The 18,433-nt window shown below is 49.0% G+C and carries 18 protein-coding genes; 1 reads left to right on the forward strand and 17 read right to left on the reverse strand.

The genetic code is table 11. The features are described 5' to 3' along the window. Positions 1-86 precede the first annotated feature (86 nt). The 8 genes from DFQ00_RS00740 to rplS all read right to left on the reverse strand — a co-directional run bounded on the left by DFQ00_RS00740 (position 87) and on the right by rplS (position 7,160). Positions 87-638 carry a nitroreductase family protein gene (locus tag DFQ00_RS00740; protein ID WP_110893188.1) on the reverse strand — a complete coding sequence of 184 codons (552 nt, stop codon included), beginning with the start codon at positions 636-638 and terminating at the stop codon, positions 87-89. 449 nt (positions 639-1,087) lie between these two features. Further along, complete coding sequence (locus tag DFQ00_RS00745; RefSeq protein ID WP_110893190.1) at positions 1,088-1,486, reverse strand: YraN family protein; 399 nt, start codon at positions 1,484-1,486, stop codon at positions 1,088-1,090. Next, the gene (locus DFQ00_RS00750; protein WP_110893192.1) at positions 1,480-1,791 is read right to left on the reverse strand and encodes an EscU/YscU/HrcU family type III secretion system export apparatus switch protein; all 312 of its coding nucleotides are present in this window, start codon (positions 1,789-1,791) and stop codon (positions 1,480-1,482) included. The genes DFQ00_RS00745 and DFQ00_RS00750 overlap by 7 nt, the downstream gene beginning before the upstream one ends. Then, positions 1,788-3,839 carry a DNA ligase gene (locus DFQ00_RS00755; protein WP_110893194.1) on the reverse strand — a complete coding sequence of 684 codons (2,052 nt, stop codon included), beginning with the start codon at positions 3,837-3,839 and terminating at the stop codon, positions 1,788-1,790. Before DFQ00_RS00755 ends, DFQ00_RS00750 begins: the two co-directional genes overlap by 4 nt. 30 nt (positions 3,840-3,869) lie before the next feature. After that, a complete protein-coding gene (locus tag DFQ00_RS00760) occupies positions 3,870-4,580 on the reverse strand; it encodes a ribonuclease HII (RefSeq protein ID WP_110893196.1) in 711 nt (236 codons plus the stop codon). Positions 4,581-4,995: 415 nt separating this feature from the next. Further along, positions 4,996-5,859: a ribosome biogenesis GTPase YlqF gene (gene ylqF, locus DFQ00_RS00765; protein WP_110893198.1), complete on the reverse strand. Its 864-nt coding sequence runs from the start codon at positions 5,857-5,859 to the stop codon at positions 4,996-4,998. 35 nt (positions 5,860-5,894) lie between these two features. Next, positions 5,895-6,515 (reverse strand): signal peptidase I, encoded by a 621-nt coding sequence (gene lepB / locus DFQ00_RS00770; protein ID WP_110893200.1) that lies wholly within the window; start codon positions 6,513-6,515, stop codon positions 5,895-5,897. Positions 6,516-6,818: 303 nt separating this feature from the next. Further along, positions 6,819-7,160 (reverse strand): 50S ribosomal protein L19, encoded by a 342-nt coding sequence (gene rplS / locus DFQ00_RS00775; protein ID WP_110893202.1) that lies wholly within the window; start codon positions 7,158-7,160, stop codon positions 6,819-6,821. A gap of 401 nt (positions 7,161-7,561) precedes the next feature. On the opposite strand from rplS, the gene DFQ00_RS00780 reads away from it, so the two are divergent. Continuing rightward, on the forward strand, positions 7,562-8,509 hold the full coding sequence (locus DFQ00_RS00780) for a polysaccharide deacetylase family protein (protein WP_110893204.1): 948 nt from the start codon (positions 7,562-7,564) through the stop codon (positions 8,507-8,509). Between the two features lie 135 nt (positions 8,510-8,644). Here DFQ00_RS00780 and trmD read toward each other — a convergent pair whose 3' ends face one another. The 9 genes from trmD to smc all read right to left on the reverse strand — a co-directional run bounded on the left by trmD (position 8,645) and on the right by smc (position 18,325). Beyond that, on the reverse strand, positions 8,645-9,406 hold the full coding sequence (trmD, locus tag DFQ00_RS00785; RefSeq protein ID WP_110893206.1) for a tRNA (guanosine(37)-N1)-methyltransferase TrmD: 762 nt from the start codon (positions 9,404-9,406) through the stop codon (positions 8,645-8,647). Between the two features lies 1 nt (position 9,407). Further along, complete coding sequence (rimM, locus tag DFQ00_RS00790; protein ID WP_110893208.1) at positions 9,408-9,920, reverse strand: ribosome maturation factor RimM; 513 nt, start codon at positions 9,918-9,920, stop codon at positions 9,408-9,410. A 301-nt stretch (positions 9,921-10,221) separates the two neighbouring features. Then, positions 10,222-10,452, reverse strand: coding sequence for a KH domain-containing protein (locus DFQ00_RS00795; protein ID WP_024630185.1), 231 nt, complete (start codon positions 10,450-10,452; stop codon positions 10,222-10,224). Positions 10,453-10,475: 23 nt separating this feature from the next. Further along, positions 10,476-10,748 (reverse strand): 30S ribosomal protein S16, encoded by a 273-nt coding sequence (rpsP, locus tag DFQ00_RS00800; RefSeq protein ID WP_056700527.1) that lies wholly within the window; start codon positions 10,746-10,748, stop codon positions 10,476-10,478. Positions 10,749-10,802: 54 nt separating this feature from the next. After that, a complete protein-coding gene (gene ffh / locus DFQ00_RS00805) occupies positions 10,803-12,179 on the reverse strand; it encodes a signal recognition particle protein (RefSeq protein WP_110893210.1) in 1,377 nt (458 codons plus the stop codon). Between the two features lie 65 nt (positions 12,180-12,244). Continuing rightward, positions 12,245-12,595 carry a putative DNA-binding protein gene (locus DFQ00_RS00810; RefSeq protein WP_110893212.1) on the reverse strand — a complete coding sequence of 117 codons (351 nt, stop codon included), beginning with the start codon at positions 12,593-12,595 and terminating at the stop codon, positions 12,245-12,247. Between the two features lie 267 nt (positions 12,596-12,862). Further along, positions 12,863-13,510, reverse strand: coding sequence for a PAQR family membrane homeostasis protein TrhA (trhA, locus tag DFQ00_RS00815; RefSeq protein WP_110893214.1), 648 nt, complete (start codon positions 13,508-13,510; stop codon positions 12,863-12,865). Positions 13,511-13,657: 147 nt separating this feature from the next. Continuing rightward, positions 13,658-14,671, reverse strand: a complete 1,014-nt coding sequence (gene ftsY / locus DFQ00_RS00820; protein WP_110893216.1) for a signal recognition particle-docking protein FtsY — start codon at positions 14,669-14,671, stop codon at positions 13,658-13,660. A gap of 84 nt (positions 14,672-14,755) precedes the next feature. Further along, positions 14,756-18,325 (reverse strand): chromosome segregation protein SMC, encoded by a 3,570-nt coding sequence (gene smc, locus DFQ00_RS00825; protein ID WP_110893218.1) that lies wholly within the window; start codon positions 18,323-18,325, stop codon positions 14,756-14,758. Positions 18,326-18,433 lie beyond the last annotated feature (108 nt).

An 18,433-nucleotide genomic window follows, 5' to 3' on the forward strand; every position in this document is an offset into this window, starting at 1 on the left:
TCTCCATGTCTGTTTCATGAAGAGTCTGATACGGCCTTTAAAAAGCTCACCTATGATTCCTGTTATATTGTCGGTAAAAGTGGCTGTTATTCAAACAATGTTAGCTTATCCTTGGCAGGCGTGCGCTCTTTCGAGGATGGAATCACGTCGGGATATCCTATATAGAGCATACCTATAATTTTCTCTCCAGCCTTGATGCCGAGCTCCTTACGGAATTTGGGTGCATACAGAAATGGCTTTGTTACCCAAAACGTGCCAATCTCCTCACTCCAGGCTGCGAGCATAAAGTTCTGAACCAGCGCGCTGGCCGCTGCAAAATCCTCATCCCAGATCGCTTGTCTCGGGTCCTCCTCCATCACAACAAGCATAATGGAGGGTACCTGAAGCACGTTGGCCGAAAACTTGTTATCTTCGCCCATCTCGGCTTCAATGGCCTCTGCGAGTTTTTTACGTCCTTTGCCACTAAACAGTACAAATCTCCATGGCTCGCGCAATTTATGGTTGGGCGCCCACACTGCTGTATCCAGCAAATCTATAATCTGCTCCGTTGGAACAGCCTCTTTTTTAAACTTTTTGACGGTTCGGCGACTCTGGATCGCATGCCGGACTGCATTGCCTGTGTTTGTCGTTTTACTCATGGGTCATGCCTCCCTCTCCACATCATACTTGCAGGTTACAACCTCCATTATACACGCTTCTGCTGCTGAGATTCAAAACGACCCGATAATCAGACCTGCATCGGCTGATCCTCTTGGCTCCCTGTGCTCTCACACTAATTATAATGCACCGCTCGCAACATATAGAGCCCGTTAACAAGTGGCATGCTCCCTGCACTGTCGACGCAGCTACAACATCCCTATAACAAATAAAGGACAGAAAAACCTGAAGAAAACGAAGCCTTTGCTCTGAAGGCTGTCTGCACGAAAGCCGCATCGCAGTGTAGGTCTATCACCTGACTTCCCGCCTTTGCAAACAGGCAGCAAATACAGATGATTATCGTTATTCTCCAGGCTGTTCTACCATCGACATGTCCATCTAAAGCATGCTTGGATCGACTAATATCGTTTAATTATCGAAGCTTAAAGGTTTAAAAGGCATTCTCCACATGATTGACAGATATGATCTCACCCGTAGAACGCATCGTAACAGCTATGACATCAAAGCGAATCTGACAAGCATGCTCTCCAGTCATTTGTATGTAAACGGCAGCGGTGGAGCGCACCTGCTGCATTTTGCGCTGATCAACAGACTCCTGCGCAGTCCCGAATACAGCCTGTGAACTACGACTTCGAACTTCGACAAAAATCAGCAAATCCCCGTGAGATGCGATAATATCCACTTCTCCGCTACGACAGCGCCAGTTTCGTTGAAGAATCTGATATTGTCGCTGCTCTAACCAGCGGCAGGCCTCTTCTTCTCCAATTCGCCCCTTCTGTTGACGATTCAGCTTGCCATTCGACTTTCGACCCGATCCGGAGTCTACCATGTCTCTTCCTCATCAAGGCCAGAGGCAAGCCGATCTGCCCGGTACACGTAGGTCAGCACCTCAGCGACCAGCTGGTACAGTTCTGCTGGAATCTGTTCATCCAGATTCAGCTTGGAGAGCACCTCCACCAGTGCTGCATCCTCCTGCACAGGGACTCCATTTTCCTTGGCTTTATCCAGAATAGCTTCAGCTACTTTACCGCGGCCTTTGGCCACAACAATTGGCGCTTCATTTTCTCCGGGAACATATTTTAAGGCCACTGCTTTTTTGGATAATACATCCGGCTGTGGTAACTCCTCTTTCATACTTTAAAATCCACCCCTTTATATCGCTCAGGGCTGTAGTCTGTTGCACTCACCTTTCGCTCTGCTCCAGCCGCCTGCCCTGCGGGCCAAGGCTCTGCCCTGAAGGTCAGCAACTGGTACCCCAGCTTGTCAAGTGATTGATGAATCATCTCACGACCACTCTCCAGCAGGGCTCCCATCCCCTCATTATCATTAAGCACACGCAGACTGACAATGTTATTCACCACATGCACATCCACCAGCGTATGTCCCAGGCTCTTCATGTCCAGATCAAACAGCAAGCGGCAATTAGCCGCATCCAGCTCACCGCGCTGACCACGTCGCGACTGGATCTGCACCGAGGCCGTCTGCTCTCCATCCGGACCCGTGATGGGGATAAACCAGTGCATTTGTGCAAACGTTGCACCGCGATCAGTCGTAAGCAATAGCTGCTGCCCTGTCAGATATTGCACCGTTTGGGCGGCGGCATCTTTCAGTGCCGCCGGGGCACTGTCGCTGCTGGCAAGCTGCAGCAGCAAGCCCTTGAGCGAGTCCGCATTCGCCGGACTCGCTGCGTCCCCCACGCGCGGCTGCATCGCCGCGCCGTGAACGGCCTGCTGCTCGTGCTCCGCACCGAGCAGCTTTAGCACGCGCCCCACCCACGGGTCTCCCCCGTGGGTGACAGGCGCGTTCGCCGCCGCACCCGCAGGTGCGGCGGCAGGCAAGGGCTGCGGCGAGCCTGCGGCAGCCGCAGCCACCTGGCCGCCCTGCTGCGCAGCAGGGGCGGCCTGAGCTGCCGCGCCAGGCTGTGCCGGGGCGGCAGCGGACGCGCTGCGCAGCGCGTCCAGCAGCGCCAGCAGCTTCGGCGCCAGCTGCGCTGGCGTAGGCGCCGCTGGCGCGGCCTGGCCTGCTGCGGACTGTGGCCCCGCAGCAGCAGGCGTGTTTTCGCGGCCGTTTGCACGCACGGCCGCGTCTTCGGGCTGGCCGACACTTCCACGGCCAGCACCCGTTTCCGCCGCCCCCGGAGCTCCCGGGCGGCTGCCACTTATGCCCGCGTCCGTAGCTCGCGGGCTCTCACCGGGTATTCCGCTACCCGCCGGAATACCTGCACTGCCTCTGCCAGCCGCTTCAGCCTGACTGCCAGCCGCTTTTGCGCCAGCCTCAGGACTGGCCTGCGCCTGACTCGTCTGCTGCGGCATGCTGCCCTTAGACGTCTGATTCACATCATCAGCGACTACTTCCGCACCACTCGCCGCTGCTGCAGCATTAGCGGCCTGCATAGTCTGAGCCTGCTGCTGGGATGGCAAAGCAGATGCCGCTGGCATTCCCGCCACCGGACGATTCACAAGGGCCGCCGCTGTAGCTGTATCCCCATCTGGCTGAACTTGCTGTGCAGCAGTGCCCTGCTGTGCTGTCACAATCCCCGGTTTCGCATTGGTCGCTGCCTCGCCTCCCGGAACCGGTTTACCTGTTGTCTGAGATATCAGCGACTCCAACTGATCCGCTAACCCGCTCAGCAGCTGATGTAACGGAGGCCCAAATACAGTCTGATGTAATCCTTTTACTGTCTCTGCTGTCACAGGAAGTCCGCGCTGAAAAGCAATACCCGTTGCCTGTACCCACTCCTCCACAGGCACTTGTGCAGGCTTGGCTGCCATCATCGTTTGTACCATCGCTACATTATCCTTGGTCAAAGGCAGACCGCTACGCTGCATCGCCAGCAGCAATTCCCGATTGTCCTTCGTATCAGTCAGGCCAACCTCCTGCATCAAATTGTTCAATGAAGCCTGCGGCAGCTCTGTTAGAGAACCTCCAACCGGCTTCATAACGGTCACGCCGTTCTCACCTGGAGGCTGCACCTGCAGCAGTGTCGTTTCACCCGGACGGAGCGGCGTCTCCAGTTTGGCACGTACCTGCACGCCTTGAATTTGCAGCACCGCCTCGCCTCCATCATCCGATACACTAACAACGGAGCCACGAACAACCTGACCTTCCTTTAATTCGAGCGGCCTCGCATTTCCTGGTTTGCCATCCCCAATCAAACCACGAATCATAGAGCTAATATTCAACTCTCTGCCCCTCCTTCCAACATGCTCTATTTAAAACAGCGTTTGCTGCTCTCCTAACAAATTACCGAGAAAACTACGCCGATGCATCGGCGTAGCCCCTAACGCCATAATCTGTTCGCGATGAAATTGCGTTGCGTAGCCTTTATGTACCGACAAACCATAGTCCGGGTATAACGCATCCCATTCTTCCTTGCACAAGCGATCTCTCGTTACTTTCGCCACAATGGACGCCGCTGCAATAGATTGACTGTTAGCATCCCCTTTAATAATCGACAGCTGCGGAATATTTACATCCACCTTCTCAGCATCAACCAGCAGATAATGAGGGGTCTCACTGAGTGCCTCTACAGCATGTTTCATCGCAAGTCTGGCCGCCTGCTTAATGTTCATCCGATCAATCGTTTCGGCATCTGCATATCCTACGCCAACCGCCAGTGCGTTCTCCATAATAATGTCATACAGAGCTTCGCGCTTTTTCTCAGACAGCTTTTTGGAATCATTAACCCCTTCCAGAATAAGTCCTGGAGGCAAAATAACCGCTGCCGCAACAACATCTCCGAACAAACATCCACGTCCCACTTCGTCTATGCCGGCAATATATTCAAAACCACTGCCCCAATATTCCCGCTCATATAACAACAGGTCCTGCGGTTCGATTGCTTTCTTTTCCTTTTTCTTTTTCTTCCGTTTGCCCGGCTCATCAGGCAGCTGCAGCTCAAACATTTCATTGTTAACAGCCATGCTTTTTCATCTCCTTTACACCTTGATTTCATACATCTGCGCAATCTCACACCATCTATTAAAAGTTTGACGTTGACACTCGTATCTTTGTTTCCATTGAGTCAAATACCTGCATATCGCTTGCTTGTAAAAAAAATAAAGCAACATCGTGATGTCTTCATTTATCGGTTGTAATCGAGTGAAATTGAATACATGCAAACCGATGTTTCAGCAAATTTTCACTACCATTTATCATAACATGATTACAAGTCCACTCATATACAGAACAGCCGATTCCACCAAGCAGCCTTTGCTTGAATTCTCTTCCAGAACAACACGTCAGCACCGCTATTTAATTTCCTTTGAACGCAAAAACGACCGTTCCCGGTAATCCGGTAACGGCCGCTTCCTTCGGCTCTTGTATAGCTATCTTTTATTAATAAGGAGCTTCCATCGAAAAACGCCCCATCTTGCCTGCGCGTAACTCCCGCAAAAACGCCCGCGATGCCTTCTCCAGATCAATACGTCCGCCGCTAATGACACAGCCGCGGATGCGACCAACCTGTTCCATGATAGCAATTACACTGTCAGAATCGTCTGCATCTCTGGAAAATTCCTGAAGGCCGTATCGTTCCTCAAGCGCATCCCAATAATAACGCATGAGATAACTGATGCCAAAGAACGCAATGTCCTCTGCATTTAAAATTTCCTCTTTGATGGCACCCGTCACAGCTAGACGGTAGCCGACATTTTGATCTTCAAACTTCGGCCACAGAATGCCGGGTGTATCCAGCAGCTCCATCTCCTTGCCCACTTTAATCCACTGCTGGCCTTTCGTTACACCTGGACGATCTCCTGTCGCAGCAATGCTGCGTCCAGCCAGCCGATTGATTAATGTCGATTTGCCTACGTTTGGAATACCAACAATCAACCCTCGAACAGCACGGGGATTAATGCCTTTTGCCAGTTGACGATCAATCTTCTCTTTCAGAAGAAGTCTTGCCTGAGCAGGAATATCTTTTACATTTGTACCTGTGGAAGCATCTACAGGAAAAGCAGTTATGCCTTCTTTTTTAAAATATTCAATCCACTCTTGCGTCACTTTGGCATCCGCCAAATCCGACTTGTTCAGCAAAATCATACGCGGTTTATCCATCAAAATCTCGTCGATCATCGGATTACGGCTGGAGACAGGCAGACGGGCATCCAATAGTTCGATGACCACGTCAATGAGCTTCAACTTGTCCTGAATCTGGCGTCTGGCTCGGGTCATATGACCTGGAAACCATTGTATCGTCACCTTGTCTTCACCTCATTTAATACATACTTTAAATCTTAGTGGTTAATCCACTTAATCTCTCCAATTGGCCAGAAAATAACATCGGCACGGCCAATAATATCTTTCAATGACACATAACCGATCATCCGGCTGTCTGTACTGTTCGGACGGTTGTCTCCCATGACGAACACATGCCCTGGTGGCACCTTGCCATCCGGGAATTGTTCATTCGGGAAATCCTTCACGTTATATGTCCCGCCATTCGCCTCGGCTGCATCTATAGCGCCCTGGATATACGTTTCGTTAACCTTCTGTCCATTAACCGTTACCGTATCTCCCTGTACCTGCACTGTATCCCCAGCTACCGCAATGACACGTTTAATGAAATCCCGACCTTCGGAAGGTACATGGAAGACGATAACTTCACCACGCTTGGGCTCACGCATATCGTACAGAATTTCATTGACTATGACACGTTCTCCTGTCGAGAAGTTTGGCTGCATGGACGGACCGTCCACTACGAATGGTTTAAAGAGCAGCCAGCGAATCAGAATGACCAACACCAGTGCAATGACAATGGCTTTCAGCCATTCGACAATTTCATTTTTCGCTTTTTTGGATCGATTATTTTTTTCTTCGGCAGGAATGCCCTGGTCCTGTTGAACTTCTTGTTCCATATCAAGATCTTCCTCTCTTCACAGTACATGTTTATAGCAGTATACATCCAGTCTTTTGCCGTATCCCAGCATTACGCATATAGAAGGCAAAACACTCAACTCAGTTATGTAATTCTTGCAGCCAAGCATTACAGTACATTCAACCACAATTTTAAATGCCTTTGATAACTGATGTCCAATCCTCCCGGACTTTGCGCCGCATATCCGCCATACCATTTTACTCGGAAGTGTACCTCCGGTTCAACTTTTCCCGGACAAAAACGAAAAGGGCTTGTCTCCAAGCCCTTCCCGGTATCCGTTATATTAACGAATTTCTTTAATTCTCGCTGCTTTACCGCGTAGTTCACGAAGATAATAAAGCTTCGCACGACGCACTTTACCACGGCGAGCCACTTCGATTTTCTCGATTTTAGGGGAATGAAGCGGGAAAGCTCTTTCCACACCTACACCGTAAGAAATTTTACGAACTGTAAAAGTCTCACTGATTCCACCACCACGACGTTTAATCACAACACCTTCGAACAATTGGATACGCTCACGAGTTCCCTCGATTACCTTAACGTGCACTTTCAAAGTGTCACCAGGACGAAAACTCGGAATATCTTTACGAAGTTGTTCTTGTGTAATCGCTTGAACGATATTCATCTATGACTCCCTCCTTCCGTACAGGCGTTCATACTTCTTCCAGAGATCACCTTGTCTCCTTCATTATCCATAGAGGACCGCCGTATTCCACACAACAGAATTATTATATCATGCAGCATACCAAAACACAAGAAATATTAAACAGTAATTTGCAGAAGCGTAGCAGACTTTGCTCTGGACAACTTCCATAATTTAATACATACGATTTAAAAAACGCCCTGCTTCCTATAATAACTGTAGAAGTGGATTTCTATCCGATATAAAAGTCAACCTCTGAGCCGGATAAAATAATGTAACTTTCCGACATAGAAGATCGTCTATCATGTAGTAAAAGACTCGTTTCGCGAGCAGCTTATACTCATTACAGACATAGATGAATGTTAAAGGAGAAACAGAGAAACATGAAGTACACGAAAAAAATTCTACTTATCGCCGTTGCACTGCTCACATGCACCATTACTCTATACGCATATGCTGTCAACCATCCAACGAACGCGTTATCCCACAAAGCCTGCTCGTCCTGGAATGTCGTACAGCGCAAAATGTTCACCTTATCTCACCCTGACTTTTCCATGCGCTCCAAGCTCGATCGCTCAAGCTTTGTTATCAAACCAGGCACGGCAAAGGAAGTTCCGGTACTCATGTATCATTATGTTACCCCACGCTTGGACAATCACGAGCCTCACAATAAATCAATCATTGATCTGGACTCGTTTGAAGAGAATATGAAGTACCTATACGATAACGGATACAGAACAGTCACTCTCGCCCAGCTTGAAAAGTATGTTAACGGTGAGATTTCTTTGCCTGAGAAATCGTTTGTAATCACCTTTGACGACGGGTATCAGAACAATTATACATTAGCTTATCCCGTGCTTAAAAAATATCATTTCCATGCTTCGCTCTTTGTGATTGGAAGTCGAATTCCGTCGAAGCCGGTAAAGTTTGATCCACGCAAAAAAAGCGATATTTCCTGGCCTGAGATGAAGGCCGGAAGTGATGTATTTGAATACAACAGTCACACGTACGACCTGCATCATAAAGGCTATATGGTGTGTGGAGATGATCTGCCCGTCACACTGGACACGAGCCTGCTGGACCACGATATTGAGCGGATCAAACAAATCGGTATCAATACACCTTATATCGCATATCCGTATGGATACTTTAGCGAACAGATGATATACAAGCTGCACCAGCACGGATATCGTATGGGATTCACCGTTCGCCCCGGATTCGTTCATCCCGGCGATTCCCCTATGGTTTTACCACGCTTGACGGTCACAAGTGATACCGATATGGCAACCTTGCTGCGTACAGGCTCCAATATCCTAAGTGAGAAGCCATAGAAGCATATTAGCTTGCCTCCCAAGTTACAGCTCACCCTTCCCACCTCATCAAAAAAGCCGATGGAGACAGCACTTAGCTGTCCTCTCGGCTTTTTCTTTCTTCCGATCAATATCATTTGCTCTACATCTTTTACATTATTTCTTCTCACGTTCAGCCTTATACTGTTCGAGCCATTTGCGTTCCTTATCGGTCAGCTCTGCCGTCTTCAGTAACTCAGGTCTGCGCTCCAGCGTACGAATCAGCGACTGTTCTCTACGCCAAGCCTCAATATTCAAATGATGGCCCGATAGAAGCATATCAGGTACCTTCATACCTCTAAACTCAGGTGGACGCGTGTAATGAGGATACTCAAGCAGGCCTGTACTGAATGAATCTGTTACCGCACTTGTCTCGTTCCCCAGCACGCCCGGAATCAGCCGCACAATGCTATCAATGGCTACCATGGCAGGAAGCTCGCCGCCAGTAAGCACATAATCGCCAATCGACAATTCATCCGTAACCAGAAATTCTCGGATTCGCTCATCGTACCCCTCGTAATGACCACAGATAAAGATCAGATGATCCTCCTGAACGAGCTCCTCCGCCTTCTTCTGTGTAAATGTTTCCCCCTGCGGACACATCAAAATAATCCGTGGAGCTTTCATCGCCGCTGCGGCTTCTCCACGTTGCCCCAGTACATCTTCTACCGCAGCAAAGATTGGATCAGGCTTGAGCACCATGCCTCCACCTCCGCCATAAGGCGCATCATCCACAGTATTATGTTTATTGGTTGCATAATTGCGGAAATTGGTCGCGCCAAGCGAAACAAGCCCTTTGGCCTGCGCTTTACCCAAAATGCTCGTACCGAATACGCCGTCGAACATTTCGGGAAATAACGTTAAAACATCCACCTTCATGTTACAGCAGTCCTTCCATCAGGTGAATCTTGACCTGCTTTTGTTCCACATCCACATCCAGTACAACATCATCAATAACCGGAATCAGCACTTCTTTGCCTGCCGGCGTTTTGACAACCCATACGTCATTGGCGCCTGGTGTTAGAATTTCCGTAATGCTACCAAGGGTTTCCCCGTCTTCTGTAATAACGGCACATCCCACGATCTGATGGAAGTAATACTCACCCTCCTCCAGTTCAGCAAGGTTTTCCTTGGATACCTTCGCTATGCCGCCTTTGAACTTTTCCACTTCGTTAATGTTGCCGTATTCTTTCAGGCGAACAATATACATATTTTTATGCAAACGCGCAGATTCCACCGTAACCGGCACCGGACGGTTATCCGAAGTAAACAGAAACAGCTCGGCATTTTTAGCAAAACGAACCTCAGGAAAATCAGTCAATGGCATGATTCTCAGCTCGCCGCGAATCCCGTGTGTATTTACAATTTTACCTACATTCATAAACTCTGCCATACAATCCTCCTACGGTATTCAATCAAAATAAACAGGTACTTCGACTCTCATACGGCCGTTCCGGCGACGGTTCGTTCTTCCGATCGCTGTTACCCCCTCATTTTTTGAACTATTATAAAAGGTGAAAATGAGGTGATAAAGGCGAACGCTAACGCTTCTCCAGAATCGATTCCGTCCCCTGCACTACTCCGAAGTAACTCATACCACAAAATATTTTAATTCAATAACTAATCCAACATATTAAGTTCAGCATGCACGAAAAGGGGCTAGGACATGCATCCTAACCCCCTTTCGTATATCTTTAAGATATGATATCTACGGTGACCCGTTTATCCATCTTAACTGCTGCTGATGTGACGACCGTACGAAGAGATTTTGCGATTCGTCCCTGTTTGCCAATCACCTTTCCGACATCGTCGGGATGAACCGTCAACTCATAAACGACAAGCCGGTCTTTCTCAACCGTCCGAACCGCCACATCTTCCGGATGATCGACCAAAGCCTTAGCAATTATGCTTACTAATTCTTCCATAGATGACCCTCCGAATCAGCACCTTATTTAGATAATTTAGACTCGTGGAATTTCTTCATCACGCCCGCTTTGCTCAGCAAGTTGCGGACAGTGTCGGATGCTTGCGCACCGTTTTGAAGCCATTGCAATGCTTTATCTTCATCGATCTTAACAACAGCCGGTTGTTCAACCGGGTTGTAGTAACCGATCTCCTCGATAAAACGACCGTCACGTGGGGAACGGGAATCCGATACCACTACGCGGTAGAAAGGAGCTTTGTGAGCACCCATACGTTTCAGACGAATACGAACTGCCATTTGAAAATTCACCTCCTTCAATGAAATCTGGTTATCATGTAAACTGCTTTTTAATCAACGGAAAGGAAATTTCATTCCTTTGCCAAGACCTTTGAGCTGCTTCATCGCTTTGTTTTTACCGCCCTTAGGGCCCATCATATCCGAGAACTGCTTCATCATGCGGCGCATTTCATCAAATTGTTTGATGAGACGATTCACCTCTGCGAGCGTTGTTCCGCTTCCGGTAGCAATCCGCTTCCGGCGGCTGTGGTTGATCATATCCGGGTTACGTTTCTCTTCGGTTGTCATGGAATATACAATCGCTTCGATTCGGCCCATCTGTTTGTCATCCACCTTCAGGTCCTTCGCTTGTTTCATCTTGCCCATACCCGGAATCATATCCATGATCTGGTCAATCGGTCCAAGCTTTTTCACCTGATCCATCTGCTCAAGGAAATCTTCGAACGTAAATTCAGCATTACGCATCTTACGTTCCATTTCCTTCGCTTTCTCGGTATCAATATTGGACTGTGCCTTCTCGATCAGAGACAGCATATCCCCCATACCAAGAATCCGGGAAGCCATACGTTCCGGGTGGAATGGCTCGAGTGCATCCAGCTTTTCTCCCAGAGAAGCAAACTTGATCGGGCAGCCTGTGACTGCTTTGACAGACAACGCCGCACCACCGCGTGTATCACCATCCAGCTTTGTCAGCACAACCCCTGTCAGATCAAGCTGCTGGTTAAAGTGTTCTGCCACGTTAACTGCGTCCTGACCCGTCATACTATCAACAACCAGCAACACTTCATCCGGATTCACAACACTGTGAATCTGGCGCAGCTCTTCCATCAGCTCTTCATCGACATGCAGACGTCCTGCCGTATCAACGATGACATAATCATTGCCGTTATCTTTGGCATGCTGCAGACCCTGGCGAGCAATCTCTACCGGGCTTGTCTGATCACCAAGTGTGAATACCGGCGCATTCAGCTGTTCTCCGAGCACCTGCAGCTGCTTGATTGCAGCTGGACGATAAATATCGCCGGCCACAAGCAAAGGTCTGCTGTTTTGCTTTTGCAACATCTTTGCCAGTTTACCAGACGTTGTTGTTTTACCGGCACCTTGTAAGCCGACCATCATAATGACTGTAGGGGGTTTATTTGACTTGGCCAGCTTGGCCTGACTTCCACCCATGAGCTCCGTCAGCTCTTTGTTAACAATGTCAATGATGACCATTCCGGGCGTGAAGCTATCCATTACTTCTTTGCCAATAGCCTTCTCTTTCACTTTGGCGATGAATTCCTTGACCACTTTGAAGTTTACATCCGCTTCAAGCAATGCCAGACGCACTTCACGCATCGCTTCGGCAACGTCCTCATCAGACACCTTGCCTTTGCCGCGCAGCTTGCTGAACACATTCTGCAATCGGGTCGTTAATCCTTCAAATGCCATGATCCCACCTCCTTTAAGCTTACATACGTTTGTCGAATCGTCTCGTCACAATCCATGTGCAACGGTTATTCACCCAATTGTGCAACGAGATCGTGTATTGGTTTGTTGTTATCCATCGTAACGCCAGCGCGTTCCAATGCTTGTTGTAACTCTTCAAGGCAGCGGCTGCGTCTATCATACTTCTCCAGCAAGCCCAGCTTGCTTTCGTAGTTTTCCAGCACTTGCTCAGCACGCTTGATATGTTCGTATACCGCCTGGCGGCTGATCTCAAACTCGGCTGCGATCTCGCCAAGTGAAAAATCATCATGAAAGTAATATTTCAAAAAGGTTTGCTGCTTTTCTGTAAGCAGCGATTCGTAAAACGCAAACAGCAAGTTAATCCGGTTTGTCTTCTCAAGCCGGTTTTCTTGACTCATATCGGGGCACTCCCTTCGTCAAGGAAAAACACTTTACACTCTTGCAACGTTCCTAATAATACCTAAAACTAAACAGGATGTCAAGCAAAAATACTTGTCACAATAAAAAGAGTAGCCATTCCGGGTTATCAACGGGCTTAAACGCCGTTAGCAGGCCTTTTCTAAGTCCATTTTCACACGTTAGGCATTCTGTTATTTGTCTTTAATACCCTGCCTAAAAAACAAAAAACGAAACGACTCGATATAACGAGGCGATTCGTTAGACGTTTAGCGAAGTGGAGTCAGATAGATCAACACGGCAAAGAAGTGAAGAATGCTGCCTGCCAGCACAAACAAATGCCAGATCGCATGGTGGAATGGAAATCCTCTCCATACATAGAACAGTGTGCCCAGCGTATACATCAGTCCTCCTGCAACCAGCAGCACGATGCCCCCCGTTGGAATGACTGCTATAAGCGGATTCCAGGCTACAACAATCAGCCAACCCATCGCGATGTAAAAAATGGTGGACATGAACAAAAACTTCTTCGTGAAGAAGGCTTTGAAGATCACCCCGGCGAGAGCAATGCCCCAGATGATGCCAAATAGTGTCCAGCCCAGCGTTCCACGCACAGCAATGAACAAAAACGGCGTGTATGTGCCTGCGATAAACAAATATATGGAGGAGTGGTCAAAAAACTCAAACAAATCCTTCGCTTTTCCCTCTTTAAGCGCGTGAACCAGTGTTGAATTCGTATACAGCAACAGCATCGTAATGCCATAAATCGTAAAACTGACCACATGCCAGGCGGTGCCTTTCATACTGGAAAATACAATTAACAGCACCAAAGCAGCTACACTCAGCGCTGCACCAATGCCATGTGTTACTGCATTAGCAACCTCTTCACGACGGGAGTAGGTATAGGTATTGGCCATATCTGCCTTCCTTTCTAACCCATTACTATCTCGGTTACTTCTCATTATACACGTATTGCCGATGACAATACACGTGAGCTATCACATGATGCAACGGCAATACGGTGAACATTCTGTATTTGATTCAACGTGCTATCAGATGCTGCTTCAGCCTTGCGTTTCCTCCTCCTGAGCATCCTGCGCCGGTTGTTCCTGGATCAGACCCGCAAACAAGGCATGCACAAACTGTTCAGAATCAAACTGCTGCAGATCATCAATTTTCTCCCCGAGTCCAACCAGTTTCACAGGCAAATCGAGCTCCTGACGAATGGCAACAACAATACCGCCTTTTGCTGTTCCATCCAGCTTGGTAAGCACCAGACCGGTTACACCGCTTTTCTCACCGAAGAGCTTGGCCTGATTCAATGCATTTTGACCTGTCGTTGCATCCAGCACCATCAACACCTCATGCGGAGCACTTGGAATTTCGCGCTGAATGACACGATAGATTTTATTGAGCTCATCCATCAGATTTGTTTTATTTTGCAAACGGCCCGCAGTATCACACAGCAGCACATCTGCTCCGCGCTGCTTGGCCGCCTGCACTGCATCAAACATGACAGCCGCAGGATCAGAGCCGGACTGCTGCTTGATCACATCAACACCCGCACGTTGTCCCCAGACTTCAAGCTGCTCAATCGCTCCGGCACGGAACGTATCTCCGGCAGCCATAATGACTTTTTTACCCTCCTGCTTGAAGCGGTGAGCAAGCTTGCCAATCGTTGTTGTTTTACCAACACCGTTCACACCAACAAACAAAATAACGGTAATGCCATCCGGATTCATCTTCAACTCGTTATTTTGCTCGCCGCGAAGCAAATCCGTCAGCTTCTCTGATAATACAGGCTGCAATTCAGCCGCATCCTCAATTCTGCGTTTTTTAACCTCTACACGCAGATCTTCAATCAGATTCATGACGGTATTAACGCCTACATCCGCCCCGATCAGAATTTCTTCGAGCTCCTCGTAAAATTCCTCATCTATTTTTTTGCGGCGAATGACCAGATCGGTTACTTTTTCCACAAGCCCTTTACGGGTTTTCTCAAGTCCATCCTTGAATTGTTTGGTAACCGACTCCGTTTTACTTGCAATGCTGTCTCTCAGCTTTTTAAAGAAACTCATAAAGCCCCTCCATCGTGTGCATAATCGAATCGTTATGGTGTGTAAAACCTATGAATAGCTGTACTCCCCGTTTCACCAGCCTGATTAGGCGATTTCAGCTTCCTCATCCTCCAGTTTAACCGAAACCAGCTTGGAGACTCCACCTTCCTCCATCGTAACCCCATAGAGGACATCTGCTTCTTCCATCGTACCCTTGCGGTGGGTTACAACGATGAACTGTGTTTGTTCAGAGAACTCACGCAAGTATTGGGCAAAACGAACAACGTTGGCTTCATCCAGCGCGGCCTCGACTTCATCCAGTACACAGAAGGGCACAGGCTTCACATGTAAAATGGCAAACAACAGTGCCATAGCCGTTAAGGCCCGCTCTCCACCGGACAACAGCTGCAGATTTTGCAGCTTCTTGCCTGGCGGCTGGGCTACGATATCAATCCCTGTTTCAAGCAGCCGCTCCGGGTCCATCAGCACAAGATCAGCACGCCCCCCGCCAAACAGCTTCGTAAATACGGTGCCGAACTCACGGCGAATCGCATCAAATGTAAACTTGAAGCGTTTGGCCATCTCGTCTTCCATTTCACGAATAACCTGATACAACGTTGTTTTGGCTTCGACCAGATCATTTTTTTGCTCATTCAGGAATTCATACCGCTCATTGACCCGCTCAAACTCTTCAATGGCACCCAAATTCACATCGCCAAGAGCCGATATGGCACGTTTCAGCTTCTGGACCTCTGCCTGCGTGCTTTCCACATCGTCGGGAACCGGATAACGCTCCTTCGCGAGCTCATAACCCAACTCGTATTCATCGGTGAGCTTGCGCAAAATGTTTTCAAGCTCCACATCGAGGCGGTTAACCGAAATTTCGGTCTGACGCATCTGTTCTTCCACAGCTTTGAGCTGTGTGCGCTGCTCCTTGGTTTCACTCTCCGCCAGTTCAAGCTTCTTCGACAGTTCACTCCGTGCTGCACGCTTGAAATCCAGCTCTTGAGAGGCCTTTGCCTTTTTAAGCTTGTATTCATTCAGATCCTCAATCTGCTTCACGCTTTCGCTCTGCGTCTTCTTGAAATCTGCTTCCATGGAAGCCAGAAGTGTGCGATTCTGCCGGAGATCCTTGACAAGCGACTCCACCTCGCGCTCCAGTCTGCGCAGCTGCTCCTCATTGGAGAAGCGCTCCTGATCCAGCTTGCCCTCACGGACCTTCAGTTCAGTCAACTGGCTCTGCAACTCTTCCTTGGCTGACTCATTGGCTTTCCGGGCAAACTCTGCTGCATGAATCGCACGATGTGTAGCCTTTTCCTCTTCCTCCAGCTGCTCCAGCTTTTTCTCCGCTTCAATTCTGGACTGATCGAGCTCCTTGATCTCTTCCGTGAACCCGCTTTTCTCCTGTCCTGCTACAGCAACCTGCTCCAGCACGTGCCGCAGTTCATGCTCAACCTGCTTCATCTCCATGGAGGTCTGCTGCTCTGCATTCCGTGTATCATCACCAGACTGACGGAGCTGATCCAGCTTGTCCTGACACTGCTCTAACTGTGCTTTGACATCATCCACACTGCGATGCAGCTTCACAATCTGCTGCTCGGTGTCCACAATATCCTGATCGAGCTGATCCAGTTGCCGCTTGCGGCTGAGCAGGCTGCCGTTTTTCTTATGCTGACTACCACCTGTCATGGAACCACCAGCATTAACGACATCGCCCTCCAGCGTCACCACACGGAAGCGATACTGGCAGCGCGCTGCAATTTTATTGGCAAACTCCAGCGTCTCTGCAATAATCACATTGCCAAGCAAGCTGCCAATAATAGAAGCATACCGTTCTTCATACTGCACAAGCTCGGCACCTATGCCAACAAAACCTTCCATCCCCTCAACCATGGAGCGCTCGCTTGTACCAATGGCACGTGGGCGAATAACGTCAAGCGGCAGAAAGGTCGCGCGTCCCAACTGACGCTGCTTCAGAAAGGCAATAGCCTGTCTTGATACCGCTTCATTCTCCATAACGATATGCTGCAAGGCAGCACCCATGGCCGTCTCTACGGCAAGCTCAACCTTCTCTGGCACCTTGACAAGCTCAGCTACCGCGCCATGTACGCCGTTCAGTACACCTTTACGCGAAGCCTTGAGCACTTCCTTGACACCTAGCATAAATCCGTCAAAATCATCCTGCATCTCTTTCATCGTATCCCGGCGGGACACCTGAGCCTCGCGCTTTTGCTCCCATTTACGCACAGTGCCGCGACTTTCCTCCAGCAGCTTCTGAAGCGACTGCAGGCGCTCACTTTCCGAAATGTAATTTCCGCGCAGCTCGCTGATTTCCTTGCCTAGCTGAACAACCTTTTTCTGGATTTCAGCTTTGCGGCCTTCCAGCGTTTGCTTCTGCTCTTCCCATTTGCCGGATTCCTCTGATGCACGGCTCATTCTGCGCTCCAGCGTTTCTTTCTGCTGGTCCACGTAACGGATTTCATTACGCGCCTGCGCCATTTGATTCATAAGCTCCAGCAGGTTTCCTTTCAGACTTTCCTCCTGCTGCTGACTTATGCCACCTGTTACCCCGACCAATTTGGCCTCTTCTTCGGACAACCGATTTTTCACATCAGCCAGTTCATGCTCAAGCTTGCCAAACTTCTCACGCAGAGCAAGCAGCTCAGCTTCACGTTCACGATGTCTCTCTTCACTCACGGCCAGCGTTTCCTTCAACTGCTCCTGATTCGCCTGTAAATGATGTGCACGTTCCCGAAGCAACTCTCCGAGCCCCTCGCTCTTCTCGGTCGCCTCACTGAAATGCAGCAAAGTCGCTTGAAGCTCCTCAGTCTCGTCTTCCAGTCGGCGCAGCGCATTACGATCATTTTCAAGCTTCGCATCATGTGTCGACACAATAGCAGCCAGGCCAACCTCCTCCTGCTTCAGCGACTCCAGTCGTTCACTTGCTTTGCTCCATGAAGCATGAATCTGTTCAATCTGGTACACATACATCGAAATTTCCTTCGATTTGAGCTCTGTACGCAGCTGTTTATAATGCACCGCCTTCTCGGACTGCTCCTTCAGCGGACCAATCTGGTCCTCCAGCTCGGTTACGAGATCGTGGATACGAAGCAAATTCTGCTCCGTCTCATCCAGCTTGCGCGTAGCATCCCTTTTGCGTGATTTATATTTGACGATACCGGAAGCCTCTTCAAAAATTCCCCGACGGTCCTCAGAGCGCGTGCTCAAAATCTCCTCGATTCGTCCTTGTCCAATGATGGAATAAGCTTCTTTACCGATACCTGTATCCATAAACAGCTCGGTAATATCTTTCAGGCGGCAGGATTGTTTGTTAATAAAATATTCACTGTCCCCACTGCGATGCACACGCCGGGTCACGGTCACTTCTCCAAAATCAAGAGCTAACGCATGATCCTCATTGTCCAGCGTAAGCGAAACCTCGCCATAGTTAACAGCCTTTCGCGCATCACTGCCTGCAAAAATAACATCCTCCATTTTGCCACCACGCAGAGACTTGGCGCTTTGCTCACCAAGCACCCAACGGATGCCGTCAGAGATATTACTTTTACCACTTCCGTTCGGGCCTACAACAGCTGTAATCCCCCGAACGAACTCCATTTCCGTTTTGTCGGCAAATGACTTGAATCCACCCAATTCTATTCGTTTCAGAAACATAGGGCTTCTCGTCACCTCCTCTTGCAAATTTCGTATATCGGCTTCAGCGCCTCGTTAAAGATTCGAATAAACACTCCGAGTCTCTTTACAAAAAAAAGAGCAAAAAGC

This window comes from Paenibacillus barcinonensis (assembly GCF_003217495.1).
GTDB lineage: Bacteria > Bacillota > Bacilli > Paenibacillales > Paenibacillaceae > Paenibacillus > Paenibacillus barcinonensis.

What these genes read in the sequence shown, in the direction of transcription:
- DFQ00_RS00740 (WP_110893188.1), bottom strand. Translation starts at nt 638, where the DNA reads ATGAGTAAAACGACAAACACAGGCAATGCAGTCCGGCATGCGATCCAG.
- DFQ00_RS00745 (WP_110893190.1), bottom strand. Translation starts at nt 1,486, where the DNA reads ATGGTAGACTCCGGATCGGGTCGAAAGTCGAATGGCAAGCTGAATCGT.
- DFQ00_RS00750 (WP_110893192.1), bottom strand. Translation starts at nt 1,791, where the DNA reads ATGAAAGAGGAGTTACCACAGCCGGATGTATTATCCAAAAAAGCAGTG.
- DFQ00_RS00760 (WP_110893196.1), bottom strand. Translation starts at nt 4,580, where the DNA reads ATGGCTGTTAACAATGAAATGTTTGAGCTGCAGCTGCCTGATGAGCCG.
- lepB (WP_110893200.1), bottom strand. Translation starts at nt 6,515, where the DNA reads ATGGAACAAGAAGTTCAACAGGACCAGGGCATTCCTGCCGAAGAAAAA.
- rplS (WP_110893202.1), bottom strand. Translation starts at nt 7,160, where the DNA reads ATGAATATCGTTCAAGCGATTACACAAGAACAACTTCGTAAAGATATT.
- DFQ00_RS00780 (WP_110893204.1), top strand. Translation starts at nt 7,562, where the DNA reads ATGAAGTACACGAAAAAAATTCTACTTATCGCCGTTGCACTGCTCACA.
- trmD (WP_110893206.1), bottom strand. Translation starts at nt 9,406, where the DNA reads ATGAAGGTGGATGTTTTAACGTTATTTCCCGAAATGTTCGACGGCGTA.
- rimM (WP_110893208.1), bottom strand. Translation starts at nt 9,920, where the DNA reads ATGGCAGAGTTTATGAATGTAGGTAAAATTGTAAATACACACGGGATT.
- DFQ00_RS00795 (WP_024630185.1), bottom strand. Translation starts at nt 10,452, where the DNA reads ATGGAAGAATTAGTAAGCATAATTGCTAAGGCTTTGGTCGATCATCCG.
- rpsP (WP_056700527.1), bottom strand. Translation starts at nt 10,748, where the DNA reads ATGGCAGTTCGTATTCGTCTGAAACGTATGGGTGCTCACAAAGCTCCT.
- ffh (WP_110893210.1), bottom strand. Translation starts at nt 12,179, where the DNA reads ATGGCATTTGAAGGATTAACGACCCGATTGCAGAATGTGTTCAGCAAG.
- DFQ00_RS00810 (WP_110893212.1), bottom strand. Translation starts at nt 12,595, where the DNA reads ATGAGTCAAGAAAACCGGCTTGAGAAGACAAACCGGATTAACTTGCTG.
- trhA (WP_110893214.1), bottom strand. Translation starts at nt 13,510, where the DNA reads ATGGCCAATACCTATACCTACTCCCGTCGTGAAGAGGTTGCTAATGCA.
- ftsY (WP_110893216.1), bottom strand. Translation starts at nt 14,671, where the DNA reads ATGAGTTTCTTTAAAAAGCTGAGAGACAGCATTGCAAGTAAAACGGAG.
- smc (WP_110893218.1), bottom strand. Translation starts at nt 18,325, where the DNA reads ATGTTTCTGAAACGAATAGAATTGGGTGGATTCAAGTCATTTGCCGAC.